At 73.8% G+C, this 20,390-nt stretch carries 7 protein-coding genes and 1 pseudogene; 4 read left to right on the forward strand and 4 right to left on the reverse strand.

Annotated elements, in window-relative coordinates; genetic code table 11:
- Nucleotides 1-162: 162 nt before the first annotated feature.
- The 4 genes and pseudogenes from AB1460_RS15435 to AB1460_RS15450 form a co-directional block, all read right to left on the reverse strand.
- The gene (locus tag AB1460_RS15435) at nt 163-3,753 is read right to left on the reverse strand and encodes a proline dehydrogenase family protein (RefSeq protein ID WP_368962000.1); all 3,591 of its coding nucleotides are present in this window, start codon (nt 3,751-3,753) and stop codon (nt 163-165) included.
- Nucleotides 3,754-4,225: 472 nt separating this feature from the next.
- Entirely contained in the window at nt 4,226-5,587 is a 1,362-nt protein-coding gene (locus tag AB1460_RS15440) for a DUF6351 family protein (protein WP_368962002.1), read from the reverse strand.
- A gap of 280 nt (nt 5,588-5,867) precedes the next feature.
- Nucleotides 5,868-5,985, reverse strand: a pseudogene (locus AB1460_RS15445) (IS5/IS1182 family transposase); the annotation flags it as partial.
- Nucleotides 5,986-6,689: 704 nt separating this feature from the next.
- On the reverse strand, nt 6,690-7,169 hold the full coding sequence (locus AB1460_RS15450) for a siderophore-interacting protein (protein WP_368962003.1): 480 nt from the start codon (nt 7,167-7,169) through the stop codon (nt 6,690-6,692).
- 61 nt (nt 7,170-7,230) lie between these two features.
- On the opposite strand from AB1460_RS15450, the gene AB1460_RS15455 reads away from it, so the two are divergent.
- From AB1460_RS15455 to AB1460_RS15470, 4 genes are all read left to right on the forward strand, one after another.
- Nucleotides 7,231-8,121, forward strand: coding sequence for an NAD(P)-dependent oxidoreductase (locus AB1460_RS15455; protein WP_368962004.1), 891 nt, complete (start codon nt 7,231-7,233; stop codon nt 8,119-8,121).
- Between the two features lie 236 nt (nt 8,122-8,357).
- Nucleotides 8,358-9,053 carry a GNAT family N-acetyltransferase gene (locus AB1460_RS15460; RefSeq protein WP_368962005.1) on the forward strand — a complete coding sequence of 232 codons (696 nt, stop codon included), beginning with the start codon at nt 8,358-8,360 and terminating at the stop codon, nt 9,051-9,053.
- Between the two features lie 49 nt (nt 9,054-9,102).
- Complete coding sequence (locus tag AB1460_RS15465; protein ID WP_368962006.1) at nt 9,103-15,735, forward strand: amino acid adenylation domain-containing protein; 6,633 nt, start codon at nt 9,103-9,105, stop codon at nt 15,733-15,735.
- Entirely contained in the window at nt 15,732-20,360 is a 4,629-nt protein-coding gene (locus tag AB1460_RS15470; protein ID WP_368962008.1) for an amino acid adenylation domain-containing protein, read from the forward strand. The genes AB1460_RS15465 and AB1460_RS15470 overlap by 4 nt, the downstream gene beginning before the upstream one ends.
- Nucleotides 20,361-20,390 lie beyond the last annotated feature (30 nt).

Here is a 20,390-nt window from a genome sequence, read left to right on the forward strand (position 1 = left end):
CATCCACTGTCGCCGCCCTCCGGCCCGCCGCGCCACAGTTCGCGCTGCTGGCAGGCAGGCCGGAGCACCGCCGCGAGCGGACCCGGGCCTGCCCGGCGGGCCAGGACAGCCGTCAGGGCGCCGCGCGGGCCAGCGACGCAGGCGAAAGTCGGTAAGGTCAGCCTAACTACTTTCCGCTGACGCGGCGACAAGTGGGACCAGACCGTCCACGAGGACGTCCGGGGTGCCGAAACGGTGCGCGGTCAGGCTGACGGACTGCTCCCGCAGGAACGGCAGCAGCTCCAGGCATCCGCTCTCCGTCACCGGGCCGCCGTGGACGACGATCTCCGGCCGGCCGCGGGTCACCGACTCCACAGCGGACACCGCCGACACAGCGCCGGCGTTCCCGCCGACCAGCCGCAGCCGCAGCTCCCGGCGCCGGGCCGCCGCCCGGCCGACCCCGGCCAGCCAGTCCGCGCCGCTCTGCTCGCGCCAGGTCACCCCCAGCTCGGTGAACGCGGCCCGCAGCGGCTCCGGCAGGCGCTCCGCGGTGGACACCCGCACGGCCGAACCGGCCCGCAGTCCCGCGGCCACCACCCGCACCAGAGCGAGGACGTCGCCGTCCGCCGCAAGCCGGACCTCGACCGGCACCGGGTGGTACCGCAGCACGTTGCGCTCCGCCGTGAGCCCGCCCACCTCCCGCGGCACGCAGTAGCTGCCCGCCCAGGCCACGGCATCGCTGCCCAGCGCCCGCTCCAGCCCCGCCAGCGCGTCGGCCGGGCCCCCGACGTCGCCGACCGCGCCGGGCGAGCCGACCTCCCGGGCCGCGGCCAGCAGCCGACGGGCCGGGCCGGCGAGGCCGGCGAGGCCCGGATCGGCGGCGGCAGCGGCGGCAGCGGCGGTGCTCGGCCGGCTGGTCCAGTCGCCCAGGGCGTACAGGTAGGTGGGGCCGCCGGCCTTGCTGCCCGGCCCGACCGCCGACCGCTTCCACCCGCCGAAGGGCTGCCGCCCGACGATCGCCCCGGTGATGCCCCGGTTCACGTACAGGTTGCCGGCCTCGACGTGCCGCAGCCAGTAGGCCAGCTCGTCGGCGTCGCGGGAGTGCAGTCCCGCGGTCAGGCCGAAATCCACGTCGTTCTGGATCTCCACGGCCTCGGCGAGATCCGCCGCCGTCATGATCCCCAGCACCGGGCCGAAGTACTCCGTCCGGTGGAACTCCGAGCCGCGGGCCACACCGTCACGCACCCCCGGCGACCACAGCCGGCCGTCCGCGTCCAGCCGGCGGGGCCGCACCAGCCAGCGCTCGCCAGGCCCGAGCGTCGTCAGCGCGGCCAGCAGCTTCCCGGACGCCGGCTCGATCAGCGGGCCGACCTGCGACGCCGCCTCGTGCGCCGGCCCGACAACCAGCGAGCCCACCGCGTCGACGAGCTGGTCACGCAGCCGGCGCGACCGTGCCGCCGAGCCGACCAGGATGAGCAGCGAGGCGGCCGAGCACTTCTGCCCGGCGTGCCCGAACGCGGAGGCGACGACGTCACGGACGGCCAGGTCGACATCCGCACTCGGGGTGACCACGATCGCGTTCTTGCCGCTGGTCTCGGCCAGCAGCGCCAGGTCCGGACGCCACGAGCGGAACAGCTCCGCGGTCTCGAACGCCCCGGTCAGCAGCAGCCGGTCGACCCGCGGGTCGCTGACCAGCGCCTTCCCGAGCTCCCCCTCGTCGACGTCAACGAACCGCAGGACGTCGCGGGGCACCCCGGCGGCCCACAGCGCCCGTGCCAGCACCGCGCCGCACCGGCGAGCCGGGCCCGCCGGCTTGAGGATCACCGACGAACCGGCGGCCAGCGCCGCCAGCGTGGAACCGGCGGGGATCGCCACCGGGAAGTTCCACGGCGGCGTCACCACGGTGAGCCGCACCGGCCTGAACACCGCCCCGTCGACGTCGTCCAGCTCCTCGGCGCGCGCCGCGTAGTAGCGGGCGAAGTCGACGGCCTCCGACACCTCCGGATCGGCCTGGTCGAGCGTCTTGCCCGCCTCGGCGACCATCACCTCGACCAGCTCGCCGCGGCAGCGTTCCAGCTGGTCGGCCGCCCGCAGCAGCACCTGCGCGCGTCCCGCCCCACCGAGCGCCGCCCAATCAGGACCGGCCGCCACCGCACCGGCGAGCACCTCGTCGAGCGCGGCCCGCGTCCGCACGGCGGCCCGCTCGACGAGGTCGGCACCGAGAGTGGACGTCCCCGCCCGCAGCAGGATGCGCCGCGCCCACGCCCGGTTCGCCGCCAGCGACGGATCGGTGTCCGGCGCGTTCCGGAACCCCCCTCCAGGCCGGAACCCCACTCCAGAGATGTCCGCGGCCGACCCCACGGACTGGAGCTGCCGGTTCTGCGTACGGCGCGCAGCCGGCGATACGGCCAGCTCGGCCTCGAGCCGCGCCAGGGAGGCGCGGAACCGCCGCTCCTCCCGCGCGAACAGCAGACCGTCGCCGGCCAGGTCGAAGACCGCCGACATGAAGTTCTCCTGGCTGGCCCCCTCCTCCAGCCGCCGGACCAGGTAGGCGATGGCGACGTCGAACTCCGCCGGCCGCACGACCGGGGTGTACAGGAGCAGCCCGCCCACCTCGCGCGCCACCACCCGGGCCTGCGCCTGCGCCATCCCGCGCAGCATCTCGAACCGCAGCCCGTGCCGGACCCCGCGCCGCCCGGCCAGCACCCAGGCGAACGCGAGATCGAACAGGTTGTGCCCGGCGACGCCGATGCGGACGGCGTTCACCCGCTCCGGCCGCAGCGCGTACTCCAGCAGCCGTTTGTAGTTGGCGTCGGTCTCCTCCTTGGAGCCGTACGGCGCCGCCGGCCAGCCGCGCAGCGACGCCTCGACCCGCTCCATCGGCAGGTTCGCGCCCTTGACGATCCGCACCGTGATCGGCGCACCGCCGGCCGCGACCCGGGCCGCGCTCCACTCCCCCAGCCGCACCAGAGCCCCCAGCGCGTCGGGCAGGTAGGCCTGCAGGACGACCCCGGCCTCCAACCGGTGCAGCTCCGGCCGATCGAGCAGCGCGGTGAAGACCGCGATCGTCAGGTCCAGATCCCGGTACTCCTCCATGTCCAGGTTGATGAACGTGGCCGGACGGGTCGCCGCCGCCTGCGCGTACAACGGCCGCAGCGCCTCCACCACCTGGGTGACCGTCTCCTCGAAAGCCCAGGGAGCATGCGGAGCCGTACTCGCCGACACCTTGATCGACACATGGTCGACGTCCGCCCGCTCGACGAGCGCCCTCGTGCCGGCCAGCCGCCGCGCCGCCTCCCGCTCGCCGAGCACCGCCTCGCCCAGCAGGTTCATGTTCAGCCGCACGCCCGGCCCGCGCGCCGCCGCGATCGCCGGCCCCAGCCGCCGCTCGGTGGCGTCGACGACCAGATGCCCCACCATGCCGCGCAGCGCGCGGCGCGCCACCGGAATCACCAGCCACGGCGCCACCGGCCCCGCCACCCCACCAGCACGGACCGCCGCCCGCAGATGCCAGGGCAGAAACCCGGGCGCGGACGGCGCCAGCCGCGCCAGGTTCCGCGCCGCGACCCGCCTGTCCTCGGGCCGGATCACCCCGTCGACGAACCCGACCGTGAACGCCAGGCCCCCCGGCTCCCGCAGCACCCCCGCCAGCCGCGCCGCGGCAGCATCAACCGGTTCCGCCGCGGCCTCGGCCACCCAGCGGCGGGCAAGCTCCACCGCCTCGTCCGCCGCGGTGGCGAGCTCGGACTCGGTGGTGCTGCGAGCCGCGGTCATCGGGCGCCTCCAGGTCCTCGTCGCCGATGCGAATCACCGGCGCACCGGGCCCTACCCAGTGTGAGCCTGGACCACTGCCATGCGGGTCATCGACACAAGGATCAAGATCATAAACCTGGGCCGGCTCCGTCAACAGCGTTGACTATCTGGTTCGTGACCGCGAGGGTCCGCCCCGAGCCGTCCGCCGCACTGGCCACGGGGCATTACCCCGTCAGGAAACCCGGCCAGCGCGGCGTCCGCCACAACACTCCAGCCACGACCAGACTCGCCAACCCCCTGAAACCCCAGGCCACACTTGATCCAACCAGCGGAAGTGGCACTGGGGCCCGGCGGGAGCCTCCGGATCCGGCACCTGCTGGGCTGTCGCACTCATCCGGAGATGATCTCCGGGAACACCCTCAGGGTCACAGCTCCAGACTCAGAAACAGCCCCGTCTCGCCGTGACAGAGAGGCCCTGGAGCTTCTCTGGCGATTACTTCCTCGGCACCTTGTACTTGTCGTTCGCCCAGAACCCGCCTGCGAAGTCAGGGTTCTGGTACTCGATGAAGCGCGGCACGAGAGCCGGGTTGATGTCGGTGGCGCGACGGTTCAGGTCGGCGGGCGCCGTGCTCGGCCAGACGCCGGTGCGCACGCGCTCGTTCATGGTTTCGATGGCCGCCACGGACTCGTTGGCCCGGAATGAGCAGTGGCCGGCACCGTTGACGTGGATCAGCCTTACGAGGTTCCCCTTGCCGTGCTTCGTTGCTTCCTGGACATACCCGAAGTTCGCGGCCGGCTGTATCAGCGGGTCACCGATCAGGTTGTTCATCAGGAAGGGCCGCTTCGGCTTTGTCGTGTAGTCCCCGTGAAGGCTGATCTCCTCGACGGCGGCCGGGTCGGCTGCGATCCGGGGCGCGTTGTTGACCGTCCCCAGGTCGGCGTCCAGGTTCAGCCCGGCCTGCTGGTAGAACTTGCGCACCGCCGCCTGCTGCTCGGGAAGGGTCTGCTGGTAGCAGATCTTCCTGTAGTCGAACCCGGTGGTCCAGTTGAAGGGCTGCCCACCGACCTGCTGCTCCTGGTTACGGCGTGTGTTCACGTCGAAGGAGTACATGTTGCGCAGCGTGTCGTACATGTACGCCTGCACCTGGTCGAGGTTGGTGATGTCCGGCGGGGGCAGGGCGGTGCTGGTCCAGGTGTTCATCTGGCCCAGGGTCAGCGCCAGTGCGATGCGCGCCCTGCCTTCGGGGGTGGCCTGCGCCGCGTCGATGGCGGCCCGCCAGCTGTTGGCGTCAGCCTGGAAGTTCGTCCCGGGGTGCTGGACGATCGGCAGGTTGATGTCGAAGAAGATTTTCGCCGCGAACAGGGAACTCAGCCTGGGCGTGAGGTACGGGATGTATCCGGGTGTGGTGCAGTTCGCCACGGCGCCGTCGATCCGGTCGGGATAGCGTTCCGCGATGTATCCCGCGACCACGCCGCCGGTCGATCCGCCGGTGGAGATCACGTACTGCGGCTTGCCGTAGCGTTGCGTGAAGACGTCGATGACCTGGATGAGCTGCGCTGCCGACACCCGCGAATCGCGGCCGCCCTGGTCGAAGGGGATCCGCCGGACACCGGCCGCGGCGTAGCCGCGGTTGTACAGCGTGGTGTAGCTGCTGCCGACTCCTCCGGTGACGAAGTCCAGGTCCAGAAGCAGCGTGCCGTTCCACCCGCGGTCCGGCATGGTGATCCGCCAGTCCATGCCGTCGGGGAGCAGCCCGGTGGTCGTGGTGACCGGGACGTCCTCGGCGGCCGATGCCGGCGTTGCCGCGATGTGTCCCGTAACGACAAGGACGACAGCCAGCACGGCAGCCAGCACGCCGCTTCGCGCAGAGCGCGAACGTAAGCGTAAGCGTAAGGGGGGGTTGCCATGAATCGCCTCCGTATATACGAACTAACGGACGAATATACGGAATATAGCGGGCCGACCACGTCAGGTCAACCTAAGAACGTGTCTCACGTCGCGTGCGGAAGTTCTGCCAGTGGGTGATCGCGGCCGCGAGGCGGGGAACCCGAGGATGTTGTGGCCGTTGCGTTCGTGACGCAGAGCCAGCCGGCAATAGCCGCCGACCGGAGCGAGGGCTCTCTCGGCTTTCCGGTGGCAGCCCGGCCCCGTCGGTCAGAACACGGATTGTCGAGTCCGGTTTGCCGCGATCGCCCGGGTTCGGACCAGTCAGGCTACCTCTTCTTCACCCGGCGGCTGGCCGTGCCCACGACCAACCCACGACCACCGGACGCCGACCCGGGCCCGACCACCTGCTCGTTCCCCTGCCGATGGGACTCGACTTCAGACGCTTGTCACTTCGACCGGGATCGGCGGCCGATCCGCCGCAGAACGCGGCCGGCGAGCCGGAACCGGAGTGATGCGCGCCGCGGCGAAACGGGAAGTTTCCCCCTTTCGAATCCGGACGACGGACAGATGCATGCCTTCGCCTCGAAACGACGGTTCGACACAGCCCGAGCCGAAGCGACGGACAGCGTGTCACGGGCGCACTGGAGAAGGTCTGGAGAATGTGTCCGGCGAACGGGCCCGGACAAACCTGGTTCGGTCGCCACTGGCGCCGGACGGAAAGACCGGCCCGGGCCACACAGGGCGGGGAATGCCGGCCGGAAGACAGCCGAAGCGGCCGGCAGTCCATCCGGTCGACATGTCGCGGCCCGACGATGACTGGAGCGGCGGCATCGACCAGCGGCTGTCCAGCCGGTCGCTACCCGGGCCTTGGGCCGGGGCCGGGGCCGGCCTCGCCCACAGCCACGCCGATGGCCGGAGTGCGCGCGACGACGGCGAAGCCCCGCACCCGGAGCGTCCCGGTCACTACTGACCGCGCCCTGACCGCGTGTCCGTCCACCCCACCCGATCCGGACCACTCGGAAGGAATGCTTCCGTCCCACCCACGACTTAAGTTAACCTTCCCAAAAAACTAGGTCGGCGGGGAGGACACCGCGTGGTTCGTCCCGTACCGGTGGCGCCAGCACCCGTAGCAGGAGAGGCCCTCCTCACGCAGGGCGCGCTCCGCCATCAGGAACTGGCGGACGTCGGCGTTCATCGCCGACTCGTCGACGATGAACGCGCATGCCCGGTCCCCGTGCTCGTCCGACGCGGTGATCGCGGCCTGCGCAAGCCCCCTCGGCCGATCCCGCGGGCCCTTGCGGCCAGGCCAGTTCAGCCGCACCCCGGCCGGAGCGTTGATCTCCTGGACATCGCCGGGCCCGGGAACCTCGAGGAACGCCTCGCCACGCACATCGCGCGGCAGGGACTCGCAGATCCCGGCGACAGCCAGCAGGCCGCTCTCGTCGCGGACGAGCAGGCGCCACTCGACTACGGCCGGCTGGCCGTCGAAGTTGGCTCTTCTCCCCCGAGGTCGGCGTTGCGGCGCCGGACGGCTACACAACCCGCCCAAAGGTGGCCTTTTTAGTTTGGTTAGGCTAACCTAAAGCACCTCTGGAGGAGTAGGGGGTGCAATGAGGACTGGGTTCATCGGGCTCGGCACGATGGGACGCCCCATGGCCAGACGACTGCTGGCCGGCGGGCACCAGCTCGCGTGCGTGTCCCGGTCAGCCGGGCCCGTCGGCGAGCTCGCGGCCCTCGGCGCCGAGCCCATGCCGTCCGCCGCCGACGTCGTGGCGCGATCGGAGATCACTTTTCTGTGCCTGCCTGACGATGAGGCGGTCCGCTCGGTCGTCACGCAGTGCCTGCCGGTCGTGCGCGGCCGCACGATCGTCGACCACTCGACAGTCGGCCCCGAGACCGAGGCGGACCTCGGCAGGCTGGTGGCCGAGGCAGGCGGCAACTACCTCGACGCACCGGTCTCGGGCGGCCCGCAGGGAGCCGAGGCAGGCACGCTCGCGGTCATGGTGGGCGGCGACAAGAGCGTCTTCGATGCCGCCCGGCCTGTCATCGGCGCCTACGCCAGCTACGTCGCCCTCGCCGGCGAGGTCGGCGCCGGCCAGGTCGTCAAGCTGTGCAACCAGGTGCTGGTGTGCGCCCAGCTGCTCGCGCTGGCCGAGTGCGCCCAGGTCGCCGAGCGGTCCGGGGTGGACCCCGCGGCCCTGTACGACGCGCTCAGCCGTTCCACCGGCGACAGCTTCATCGCGCGCTCCCGCTTCCCGGTGCCCGGGGTCGCGCCGCACAGCCCGGCCTCGAACGACTGGCGGCCCGACTTCACGACAGTGCTGATGCACAAGGACATCGACCTGGCCTGGGCACACGGCAACCGGGTCGGTGCGCCGCCACTGTCAGCCCTGCGGGCCCGTGACCTGCTCGCCGAGAACATCCGGTCTGGCAACGGCGGGCTCGACTTCTCCTCCTTCGCCACGCTCGTGCCCGACCACCCGCGGCAGGAGACGCGATAGGCACTCCCCGCTCACCTGGCCAACGGGACGTCGTCACCGGCCGGGAACGATGAGGAAAGAGGCTCACTGATCTACCCGCCGCGAGGACGGGGGGTCCGCGCTGGGAGCCGTCCGGCCTCGCCGGACGCGCCCATCGCTGCCCGTCAGCGGCCGGTGCCGCACCAGCCACCGTTTCTCCCCCGGCCCCCGACACCGACCGCGGCCAGCCAAGCCCCGACTCAACGTGGAGTTCTGCCATGCCTACGCAAAGCGCCCCCACCGAGCCGGCCGCCACCACCCGGCCCGACGAGGACATCCTCCTGCCACGGCTGCGAGTCACCGGCCTGTCCGCGGCGGTTCTCGCGGTCCCGGCCCCGCCGCTGCCCGAGATGCCGAAGCCGTTCGGGCTTCGGACCGTCGACGCCGACGCCGACGCCGAGATGGTCTCGGAGTGGATGAACAGCGACCTGCTCATCCACACCTGGAACTCCGCGTGGCCGACCGAGCGTTGGCGCAGCTACATCCAGGCGCAGCTGGACAGCGGCTTCTCCCGCCCGCTGATCCTGAGCTACGAGGGCACCGTTGTCGGCTACCTGGAGCTGTACCGGGCCTCCCGCGACACCATCTCCACCTTCTACGACGGCGACCCCTGGGACCTCGGCCTGCACGCCGCGGTCGTGGCCCGCTCGGCCATGCCACCCAGCGGGATCGCCGACGGGCTGGACGCCCTCGTCGAGAGCGTGTTCCAGGCAGAACCGCGGTGCCGCCGGGTCATGTTCGAGCCCGACCACCGCAACACCCCTGCCCGGATCGTCTGCGAGCAGGTCAAATGCCAGCGGCTCGGCATGCACCACATGCCCACCCGCCAGATCGCGCTCTACGCCTGGCCGCGCGACCGGAACGACCCACCGCCCGCCTACCAGCCCCTCGAGGCGTCCGCGCCCGCCGGCTGACAACGACACCTGACCTATGGACTTCGCGGACTCGGGAGGCCGAGAAGGCATGGACGACACCGACCGCAGGCGCGCCCTGCTGCGACAGAAGCTCCTCGCGCGCGGCCTGGCCCACGCGGCGACGGCCGCCCCACCGGCGCCCCGGCGCGGCGGCGACACGCGCTACCCGCTGTCATCGGGCCAACGACGCATGTGGTTCCTGCACCAGGTCGACGCCAGCCGCGTCGACCTGAGCGTCGGCGTGGCCATCCGGCTGGTCGGCGGCCTGGACCCGGACCGGCTGGCCCGGGCCGTCACCGCCGTCGCGCGCCGGCACGAGATCCTGCGCACCACGTACCACGCGGACACCGACGGCACGCCCTACCAGGTCGTCCACGAGGAACCGGCGATGGGGCTCGCGACCGACGACCTGCGCTCGCTGGCGGCGGACGCTCGGGACGAGCGGGTACGGGCGCTGGCCACGGCCGAGTTCGCCCGCCCGTTCGACCTGACCACCGACGCGCCGCTGCGGCTGACCCTCCTGCGCACGGGCGAGGCGGAGCACGTCCTGGTGCTCGTCGCGCAGCATATCGCCTGGGACGACGAATGCTGGGAGCCGTTCTTCGCCGACCTCTCCCAGGCGTACCGCGACGGCGCGGAGAACCCGGTTCCGCCCGCGCAATACCTCGACCTGCAGGTCCTCGGCCCGTCAGCCCAACCCGAGGCCGAGGCCGAGACCGAGGCCGCGGACCTGGCCTACTGGCGCGAGGTGCTCACGGGCTCGATCGAGCCCTTCGAGCTGCCTGGCGAGACCGGCACGACGACCGCGGGCGAGCTCGCCGTCCCGGGCGCGAGCGGGCACCGACAGCTGGCCGTGCCCGCCGACGTCGCGGCCCAGGCCCGCGCGCTCGCGCGCTCGCTGCGGACGAGCCCCTTCGCCGTGCTGACCGCCGCGTACGCGGCCCTCCTGTACCGCGTGACCGGGACTCGCGACCTCGCCATCGCCACGCCCGTCGTCGACCGGCCGGGCGGCCGGGACGCCGCGGGCGCGCTCGGGTACTTCGGCAACACGCTCCCGCTGCGGGTCCGGGTGAGCGCCGACGACACGTTCGGCGCCCTGGCCGAGCAGACCAGGGACTTGTGCGCCGGCGCCTTCGCGCACCAGGGCGTCGGCCTGGAGCGCATCGTCGCCGACGCCCTCGCCGAACGGGTCGGTGGCCTGCACCGGATCGCGCGCGTGGCGTTCGGCATGCGCTCCGGCGCCTGGACGGGGCTCACCGTGCCCGGCCTGGGTTCGACGCGAATCGACGACCTGCACGGCGCGGTCGCGCAGGTGCCCTTCGATGTGATGGCACAGCCGACCGCCGACGGGGCCTGGCTGCTCGAGGCCACCTACCAGCTCGACGTCCTGCCCGACCGGATGGCCGGCGACCTGCTCGAGCAGCTCGTCGTCCTGCTCGGCGCCGCCGTGCGCCGGCCCGACATCCCCGTCGGCGACCTCCCGGTGCTCAACGAGCAGCGCCAGGCCGAGCTGCTGGGCTGGTCGACCGGCCGCCCCGTCCCGCTCAGGGCCAGCACGCTGCCGGAGCTCATCGCCCGGCAGGCCCGGCGCACCCCGGACGCCCCGGCGGTCACCACGGCGGACGGGACCCTCACCTACGCCGAGCTGACCGGCCGCGCCCACCGGCTCGCGCACCAGCTCATCCGGCAGAAGATCGGCCCCGAGGACCTCGTGGCGCTGCGCTGCCCGCGCGGCCTGGACCTGGTGGTCGCGACGCTCGGTGTGGTCGCCAGCGGCGCCGCCTACCTACCCGTCGACCCGGAGTACCCCGCGGACCGGATCGAGTACATGCTCGCCGACGCGAAGCCGCGGCTCGTGCTCGACGGACCGCTGGACCTCGACGACCCGACCCTGCCCGTCACCGAGCCCACCGACGCCGACCGGGTCCGCCCGTTGCACCCGGACGACATCGCCTACGTCATCTACACCTCGGGCTCGACCGGGGCGCCCAAGGGCGTCCCGGTCTCGCACGCCGCCATCTGCGCCCACCTGTCGTGGCTCGCCAGCGAGTACGAGGTCGGCGCCGACGACGCGATGCTGCAGGTGGCGTCACCCAGCTTCGATGTGTCGGTCGGCGAGCTGTTCGGCCCGCTGTGCGTCGGCGGCCGGCTGGTCATCCCCCGCCCCGGCGGGCTGCAGGACCTGGCCTACCTGACCGCGCTCCTCAACGAGGAGCGGATCAGCTGGATGCACTTCGTCCCGTCGCTGCTCGACCTGTTCCTGAGCCTGCCGGGCACCGGGGACTGGAAGACGCTGCGCCTGGTGCCGATCGGCGGCGAGGCCCTGCCGGGCGAGCTCGCCGACCGCTTCCGGCGCACGTTCGACGCGAGTCTGCACAACTTCTACGGGCCCACCGAGACGACCCTCGCCGCGACCCGCTACGTCGTCGACACCCCGCAGGGCATCCGCACCGTGCCGATCGGCACGCCCAAGTCCGGCACCCAGGTCTACGTCCTCGACGAGCGCCTGCGGCTCGCGCCGCCCGGCGTGGTCGGAGAGATCTACATCGGCGGCGGCCAGCTGGCCCGCGGCTACCTGGGCCGGCCCGCCCTGACCGCGTCGCGGTTCGTCGCCGACCCGGTCCGGCCGGGCGGCGGCCGCCTGTACCGCAGCGGCGACCTGGGCCGCTGGAACGCGGACGGCGAGCTGGAGTTCGTCGGCCGTGCCGACGAGCAGGTGAAGATCCGCGGGTTCCGGGTCGAGCTGGGCGAGATCCAGGCCGTGCTCGCCCGCCACCCGGGGGTGCGCCAGTCCCTCGTCGTCGCCACCGAGATCGACCGGCTCGGAACCATCCTGGTCGCGTACGTGGTGCCCACCGCCGAGGCGCGGGAGTGGGCGGGCGCCCGCGGCCTCGAGAAGGAGCTGCGCCGCCACCTCGCCGACGCGCTGCCCGTGCACATGGTGCCGACCGCGTTCGTCCGCCTCGACGAGATCCCCATGACCGCGAACGGGAAGGCCGACCGGGCCGCCCTGCCCGCGCCGGACCTGGCCGCGCGCACCTCCGACCGCGACCCGTCGACGGTGACGGAGCGGCTGATGTGCGCGGCGTTCGCCGAGACGCTCGGGCGTGACCACGTGAGCGCGGATGCCGGATTCTTCGAACTTGGCGGGCACTCCCTGCTGGCAACCTCGTTGCTGTCCGCGATCGAGGCCCGCACGGGCGTGCGGCTGCGGCTCGCCGACGCGTTCGAGGCGCCCACTCCGGCGGGGCTGGCCGCTCTGGTTGACGCTCACCTGGCCGGCACCACCCGGGGCCGCCCCGAGCTGCCGCCGATCGTCGCCCGCCCGGACCGGCCCGAGCGCCTGCCGCTGTCCTACGCACAGACGCGCCAGTGGGTCGGCTACCGGGTGGACGGGCCGCGCAGCACCTACAACATCCCGTTCACCGCCCGCATCGACGGCGACCTCGACCTCGTCGCCCTCGCGGCGGCGCTGCGCGACGTGACCACGCGGCATCAGATCCTGCGCACCGTCTACCCGGACGTCGATGGCGTGCCCTACCAGGAGATCCGCCCACCGGCCGACGTCGACCTGCCCCTGGTCGACCTCAGCGGGGAACGGAACCCGGAGCGGGCCGTGCGTGACCGGCTGGACGGCCTCGCCGGGCACCTCTTCGACCTGGCGGCCGCCCCCCCACTACGAGCGACCGTGCTGCGGGCCGGGCCACGGCTGCACTGGCTGAGCGTGGTCGTCCACCACATCGCGGCCGACGAGTGGTCGGCGCCGGTCCTGTTCCAGGATCTGGTCACCGCCTACCGCGCCCGGCTCGGCGGCACCGCCCCGAAGTGGGAGCCGCTGCCGGTCCAGTACGCCGACTACGCCCTGTGGCAGCGCGAGCTGTTCGCCGCCCGGGCCGCGGACGCGGACGCGGACGCGGACGCGCCCAGCATCGAGGCCGAGCAGGTCGCGTTCTGGCGCCGGACCCTCGCCGAGCTGCCCGAGGACACCGCCGTCGGCCGCGACCGGCCCCGGCCCCGCGTCCAGTCCGACCAGGGCGACACGGTCACGCTGCAGGTCGCGCCGGCGCTGCGCCAGCGGCTCGCCCGGCTTGCGCGCGAGACCGACGCGACCGAGTTCATGCTGCTGCAGACCGCCGTGGCGATCACGCTGCACGCTCTCGGCGCCGGCACCGACATCCCGCTGGGCACGCCGGTCGCGGGCCGGACCCGGCCGGAGGTCGGGCAGACCGTCGGCATGTTCGTGAACACTCTGGTGCTGCGCAACGACCTGTCGGGCGTGCCGACGGGACGTGAGCTGCTGCGGCGGGCCCGGGCGGTCGCGCTCGAGGCGCTCGCTCACCAGGACCTGCCGTTCGAACGGCTGGTGGACGCGCTCAGCCCCACCCGCACCACGGCCCGCCACCCGCTCTTCCAGGTGCTGGTGCACCTGCGCGAGTCGGGGCTCGCCAACGTGACACTGGATGAGCGCGGCACGACGCTGGCGACCGAAGCGCCCGCCGAGACCACGGCGAAGTTCGACCTGACATTCGACTTCTACGCCGACGCCGACGCCGACGGCGACGGCGACGGCTTCGGCTTCGGCGGCGGCATCAACTACCGGACCGAGCTGTACGACCGGGCCACCGTGCAGACCATGGTCGACCGGCTGCTGCGCGTGCTCGACGCGCTCGCGACGGCTCCGGACAGCCCGCTGCCCGCCCTCGACATGCTGTCCGCCGACGAGCGGGCCGCTGTCGTGGACCGATGGAGCCGGCCCGACGCGCGGCCCGACGTGGCCACGGAGTCGTTCCCCGAGACGGTGGCCGAACTGCTCGAGCGGGCCCGGCGCGACGCGCCCACCGACCGACTGATGCGCTGCGGCGACGCGACGATGGACCACGCGGCGCTGCACGAACGCGCCGACCGGCTCGCCGCCCACCTGCGCGCGCTCGGCGCGGGGCCCGACACCTTCGTCGGGATGGCCCTGCCCCGCACGCTCGACCTGCCGGTGGCGCTGGTCGCCGTGATGAAGGCCGGGGCGGCGTTCCTGCCGCTCGACCTGCGGCTGCCGGCCGACCGGCTCGGCTTCATGCTCGACGACGCGCGGGCCGTCTGCGTGCTCACCACCGAGTCCGTCGCCGGCCTGCTGCCGGCGGCGAACGGCACCCCCCGGGTGCTGCTCGACGACCCGGCCACCCAGGCCGCGATCGCCGCGACCGAGTCGCCGGGCGCACTCGACCTGCGCGGCGAGCACGCCGCCTACCTGCTGTTCACGTCCGGGTCGACCGGCGTACCCAAAGGCGTCGTCGGCACCCAGCGGGCGATGGCCAACCGGCTCGGCTGGCAGCCGTCGCTGTACCCGGTCGACCAGCCGGACGTGCGGCTCCTGCAGGGCCAGCTGAGCTTCCTCGACGGCCCGCTGGAGCTGCTCGCCGCCGTCGCGGCGGGCGCCGAGATGCTGATCGCCGACGACGAGCAGGCCCGCGACCTGTCCGCGCTGGCCACGCTGGCGCGGGCGCACCCGGTCGGCCAGGTGACGATGGTGGCGAGCGCCGTCAGCGTGCTCGTCGACACCGAGCCCGACGCCGTGCGCGGGGTGCGGCGCTGGGTGTGCAGCGGCGAGCCGCTGCTCGACCCGCTGCTGGACCGGCTGGGCGCCGCGGCGCCCGACAGCCACCTGGTCAACTCCTACGGGGCGACCGAGACGGCCGGGGCGATGGTGCGCGCGACCGTCTCGCCGGGCCGGCTCGCTGCCGGGCGTCCGGTCCCCGGCGTGCGGATCCTCGTCCTCGACGAGCTGCTGCGCCCGGTGCCGCCGGGCACCGCGGGGGAGGTCTGTGTGTCCGGCGCGCAGCTCGCCCGCGGGTACTGGCGCCGGCCCGGCCTGACCGCCAGCCGGTTCGTCGCGGACCCGTTCGCCACCGAGCCGGGCGGGCGGCTCTACCTGACCGGTGACCGGGGCTGGTGGGACGCGGACGGACGGCTGCGCTTCGTCGGCCGCGCGGACCACCAGGTCAAGATCCGCGGCTTCCGGATCGAGCTGGGCGAGGTGGAGGCCGCCCTGCGCGCGGCTCCTGGGGTCTCGGCCGTCGCTGCGCGTCTGCACCCGTTGCACGGCGTGGATGCCATCGTCGGTTACGTCGTACGCGGCGCCTGCGACGACGGCGAGCCGGATGACCGGGCGTTCGCCGAGCTGGTCCGCGCGCAGGTCGGCGAACGGCTGCCGAACTACGCGGTGCCCGCGGCGGTCGTCGTCCTCACCGAGATCCCGCTGACCAGGTCAGGAAAGATCAACCGACCGGAGCTGCCGGCACCGGACCTGGCGACCACCGCGGTCGCCGATGAGCTGCTCACCGACACCGAACGCGCGCTCGCCGCGATCCTCGCCGAGGTGCTGGACGTGCCCCAGGTGGGGCGCTCAGACCGGTTCTTCGCCCTGGGCGGCGACAGCATCGTCTCGATCCAGGTCGCGGCCAAGGCGCGGGAGGTGGGACTGGCTCTCGAGCCCAGGCTGCTCTTCGAGCACGAGACGGTCGCCGAGGTGGCCGCGGCCATCGACGCGGCCGACGGCGCCGGGGCCGGCACCGGCGAAGCCGCCAACGCGGACGACGCCTGGTCCGCCCCCGAAACCGCTCCGATGAGCGCGTCCGGCCTGGCCGCGGCCGACCTGGCCGCCCTGGAGCGCACCTGGGGAGCCCGATGAGCACCACCGACGCACCGGGCCGCCGGATCATCGACGTTCTTACCCTGACCCCGCTGCAGACCGGGCTCTACGCGCTCGCGCAGGCACGGGAGCCGGGCGCCGTCGACCCGTACACGATCCAGTTCGTCGCCGACATCGGCGGCCCGCTCGACGTCGACCGGCTGCGGCGCGCCACGGTCGCCCTGCTCGACCGGCACCCGAACCTGCGGGTGTCGTTCTGGGACCAGGGCGTACCGCACCCGGTCCAGATCGTCCCCGACCACGCCGCGCCGGCGTGGCGGGAGGTCGACTGCGCGCGCACCGAACTCGACGCGCTCGCCGACCGGGAACGCCGCGTCCCGTTCGACCTGGCGAACGGGCCCGCGATGCGGTTCGCCCTCGCGCGGACCGAGCCGGGCCACCACCGCCTGATCGGGACGGTGCACCACATCGTCGTCGACGGCTGGTCGGTGCCCACGATGCTGCGCGACCTGGTCGGTGGTTACCTCGGCGACGGCCGGACCGACCACCTGCCGCCGGTCCGGCCGTACCGCGACTACGTCGCCTGGCTCGGCCGCCAGGACCCGGCGCTGGCGCGGTCCGCGTGGCGCGACTACCTCGCAGACCTCGCCGAGCCGTCGATCCTGGCCCCCGGCCGGCGCGGCACCGCCGCGACGCTCGCGGTCTCGGTGGAGGTCGGCCTGGACCCCGCCGACAGCGCCCGGCTGACCGGCTGGGCCCGCGAGCGCGGTCTCACCGTCAACACGCTCACCCAGTACGCGTGGGCGGTGCTGCTCGGTCGGCTCACCGACCGGCGCGACGTGGTGTTCGGGGCGACCGTCGCCGGCCGTCCCGAACAGGTCACCGGCGTCGAGGACATGGTCGGCCTGTTCATCAACACGGTGCCGGTCCGGGTGCGCCTCGATGCCGCGCGCACCGTCGCGCAGGGCTGCGTCGACCTGCAGCGCCGCGTGGTCGCCATGCGGGGGCATGGCGGGGTCGGGCTCGCCACCCTGCAACGGCTCTCCGGCCACCCCGAGCTGTTCGACACGCTGATGGTGTTCCAGAACGCCCCACGCGGGTCCATGGCGGACGTGGTCCGGACGCCGGACGGGGTGGTGTTCACGCCGCTGCGGCTGGACAGCCTCACCCACTACCCGCTGACGCTGGTGCCCTATGTCAACGAGGGCCGGCTGTGCGTCGTGCTGGAGCACCGCGCCGACCTGCTGCCCACGATCGAGCCCACCCAGCTCGGCACCCGGCTGCTCCAGGTGCTGCGCGACCTGCCCGGCCACGCCGACACGGATCCGGACACGCTTGACATCCTGCTGCCCGGCGAGCGCGCCGCCCTGCTCACCCCTGCGGCCCCGCCCGGACAACCGGCGCCGGTCGCCGCGGCGAGCGTGGACCCACCGACCGTCGCCGACCTGTTCTGGCGGCATGTCGAGGACACGCCGGCGGCGCTGGCCATGAGCTGGTCCGCCGGTCCTGCGGCTCTCGAAGGCGGGCACGTGCTCGCCGGCGCCGAACCCGGCCGACTCGGCTACGGCGAGCTCGGCGCCGCCACAGCCCGGCTCGCCCACGAGCTGGTCGCGCGTGGCGTCGGCCGCGAGGACGCGGTCGTCCTCGCGCTGCCCCGCGGCCCGCGCCACGTCGTCGCCCTGCTGGCGGTGGCGCTGGCCGGCGCCACGTCGGTTCCCGTCGAGTGGCCCGTGCCCGAGGCCCGGCTGGCCACCCTGGTCGAGCGGACCTCGGCCGTGCTCACGATCGCCACCGCCGACGCGCTGCCCGGCTGCGCGGTACCCGTGCTGAACCTGGACGACCCGGCCATGGCCGCTGGCCTCGCCGAGCGGCCGACCAACCGGCCGGCGGTGACGCCGCTGCCCGGCCAGGCGCTGTACACGATCTTCACGTCCGGGTCGACGGGCGAGCCCCGGGGCGTGATCGGAACGCACCGCGGCATCACCGCCCTGCTCGCCGACCATCGCGCCCGGATCTACGACCCGGCGATCCGCCGCCTCGGCCGGCCGCTGCGCGTTGGGCACGCCTGGTCGATGAGCTTCGACGCGTCCTGGCAGCCGACGATGGCCCTGCTGTCCGGCAACGCGATCCACGTCTTCGACGCCGACGAGCAGCGCGCCCCGGCCCGTCTCGTGGCCGGGATCCGGGAGTTCGGCCTCGACATGATCGAGACGTCGCCCTCCATGTTCGGCCATCTCGCCCAGGCCGGCCTGCTCGAGGCCACGCCCGACGGGGCACACTGCCCGCTCGCAGTGCTCGGCCTCGGCGGCGAGGCGGTCGGCCAGGACGTGTGGGATCGGCTGCGCGCGCTGCCGACGACGTCCGTCCACAACTTCTACGGGCCGACCGAGACGACCGTCGACGCCGCGTCGGCGGCGCTGGCCGACATCTCCGAGCCGAGCATCGGCCACCCGGTGGCCGGCATGCGGGCCTACGTCCTGGACTCGCGGCTGCGGCTCGTCCCGCCGGGCGTGGTCGGCGAACTCTACCTGGGCGGCGACCAGCTCACCCGCGGCTACCTGGGCCAGCCGGAGCACACCGCCAGCCGGTTCGTCGCGGACCCGTTCCAGCCCGGCGAGCGGATGTACCGCACGGGCGACATCGTGCGCCGCGCGGCGGCGGGAACGATCGAATACCTCGGCCGCGACGACGACCAGATCAAGATCCGGGGCTACCGGATCGAGCCGGCGGAGATCGAGGCGGCCGTACGCGGGATGCCCGGGGTGCGGACCGCGGTGGTGCGGGCGGTGGCGCGCGGCGCGGGCCACGCTCTCGTCGCCTTCGTCGTGCCGGCTGGACCCGGCCTGAGCGGCGACGCGGTCGCCGTCGTCCCGACCGCGGCATCGCTGCGCGCCTACCTGGCGGACCGGCTGCCGGCGCACCTGGTGCCGGCCCGGTTCGTGCTCCTCGAGACCCTGCCGATCACGGGGAACGGCAAGGTGGACGCCCGCGCGCTCGAGGCACTCGCCAGCGGTGGCGCGGCCGCCGCCGGAGAGACGGCCGGGGCGCCGCCGCAGACCGCGACCGAGCGCGCCCTCTGGACGATCGCCGCCGAACTCCTCGGCGCGGCGCCCGCCGGTGTGGACACCGACCTGGCGGACCTGGGGCTCGACAGCATCTCGACGATCGCCCTGGTGACCAGGGCCCGCGCCGCCGACGTCACCCTCACAGCGCGCCTGGTGGCGGTCAGCCGCAGCATCCGCGACCTCGCCGAGGCCGCGGACGCGCATGCCGCGAAGCTGGCCGGCGCGGGCGGGCCCAACCGGCTCGCGGACGAGGGGCTGGGAACGGTCCCGCCGCTGCCGATCGCGCGGTGGCTGCTCGAGGCGGGCTCGCTGCGCCGGTTCACCCAGACGCAGTTGGTGGCGGTGCCGCCGGGCCTCGGCGCTGCGGGCGTCGAGGCGGCCCTGCGGAGGCTGCTCGACCGCCATCCGATGCTGCGCGCCACGCTCGCGCCCGGCGGCGACGCGGTGCTCACCCGCCCCGCCGGAGCGGTCAGGGCCGCCGAGATTCTTCGGGTCGTGCCCGGCGCCGCGGCGGCGGTGCTCGCCGCCGCGGCGCGCGCCACGATCGACCGCGTCGACCCCCGCGCCGGCCGGATGCTCGCGGCGCTGTACCTGCCCGACGCGAACCTCCTCGCGCTGTCGGTGCACCACCTGGCCGTGGACGCCGTGTCCTGGGCGATCATGCTCAGGGCGCTCACGCAGCCGAGCGAGGCGACCGGCGAGCTGACCAGCTACCGGCGCTACAGCGAGCTGGCGCGCAGGCGCGCCCAGACCGACGAGGTCGCGGGCCAGGTACCGTACTGGATCGCTGAGCTCGCCGGGGCCGACCGGCCGCTGGGCGAGCGGCCCACCGATCCGGCCATCGACCGCGCGGCGAGCCTGGTGGTCGTGACGGTCGCGGCTTCACCGAAGACGACCGCGGCGCTGGTCGGCGCAGTCAGCCGTGAGGTCGGGTTGCGCGAGTTGCTGCTCGCCGCACTGGGCCAGGCGGTGCGCCGCTGGCGCCCGGCGCTGCGGGAGGTGGTGGTCGACCTGGAGTCCCACGGCCGGTTCGACCACCTTGCCGCCGCGGGAGCCACCGGAGCCGAGGCCCACGACGTCGACACGTCGACGACGGTGGGCTGGTTCACCAGCGTGTTCCCGTTCCGGATACCGGCGCCGGCCGAGGCCGGCGGCTCCAGAGAGGGCGAGGCCCTGTGGGAGGCGGCGGCGGCGACCGCGCGGCGGCTGGCCGAGGTGCCGAACCAGGGCTTCGACTTCGGCCTCGCCCAGAGCATCCGCGAGGACCCGCGGCTGCTCGGCGCGGCGGTGCCACCGATCGAGTTCAACTACCTCGGCCGCTTCGACCAGGCGCCGGCAGCGGGCGACGGCTGGGCGCCGGTGAGCGACCGGGCGCTGCACGAGCTGCTGCCGGCCGATCCCGAGCCGGACCTGCCGCTGCGCTACGACCTCGAGGTCATCTGCGCGGTCGGCTCGGTCGAGGGCCCGGACTCACCAGCGACGCTGGTGACGACGCTGCGCGGGAACGGCAACGTGCTGTCCGTGTCCGACCTCGACAGCCTCGGCCAGCACCTGCTGGACGCGGTCGCGTCGCTGGCCGGGTCCGCCCGGCTCCGGTAGGCCGCGCAAAGCGGCAGGCCCGTCCGGCCT

This window comes from Parafrankia sp. FMc2, from assembly GCF_041008525.1.
GTDB lineage: Bacteria > Actinomycetota > Actinomycetes > Frankiales > Frankiaceae > Parafrankia.

Coding starts and splice junctions, on each gene's coding strand:
- AB1460_RS15435 (WP_368962000.1), bottom strand. CDS start 3,753: ATGACCGCGGCTCGCAGCACCACCGAGTCCGAGCTCGCCACCGCGGCG.
- AB1460_RS15455 (WP_368962004.1), top strand. CDS start 7,231: ATGAGGACTGGGTTCATCGGGCTCGGCACGATGGGACGCCCCATGGCC.
- AB1460_RS15460 (WP_368962005.1), top strand. CDS start 8,358: ATGCCTACGCAAAGCGCCCCCACCGAGCCGGCCGCCACCACCCGGCCC.
- AB1460_RS15465 (WP_368962006.1), top strand. CDS start 9,103: ATGGACGACACCGACCGCAGGCGCGCCCTGCTGCGACAGAAGCTCCTC.
- AB1460_RS15470 (WP_368962008.1), top strand. CDS start 15,732: ATGAGCACCACCGACGCACCGGGCCGCCGGATCATCGACGTTCTTACC.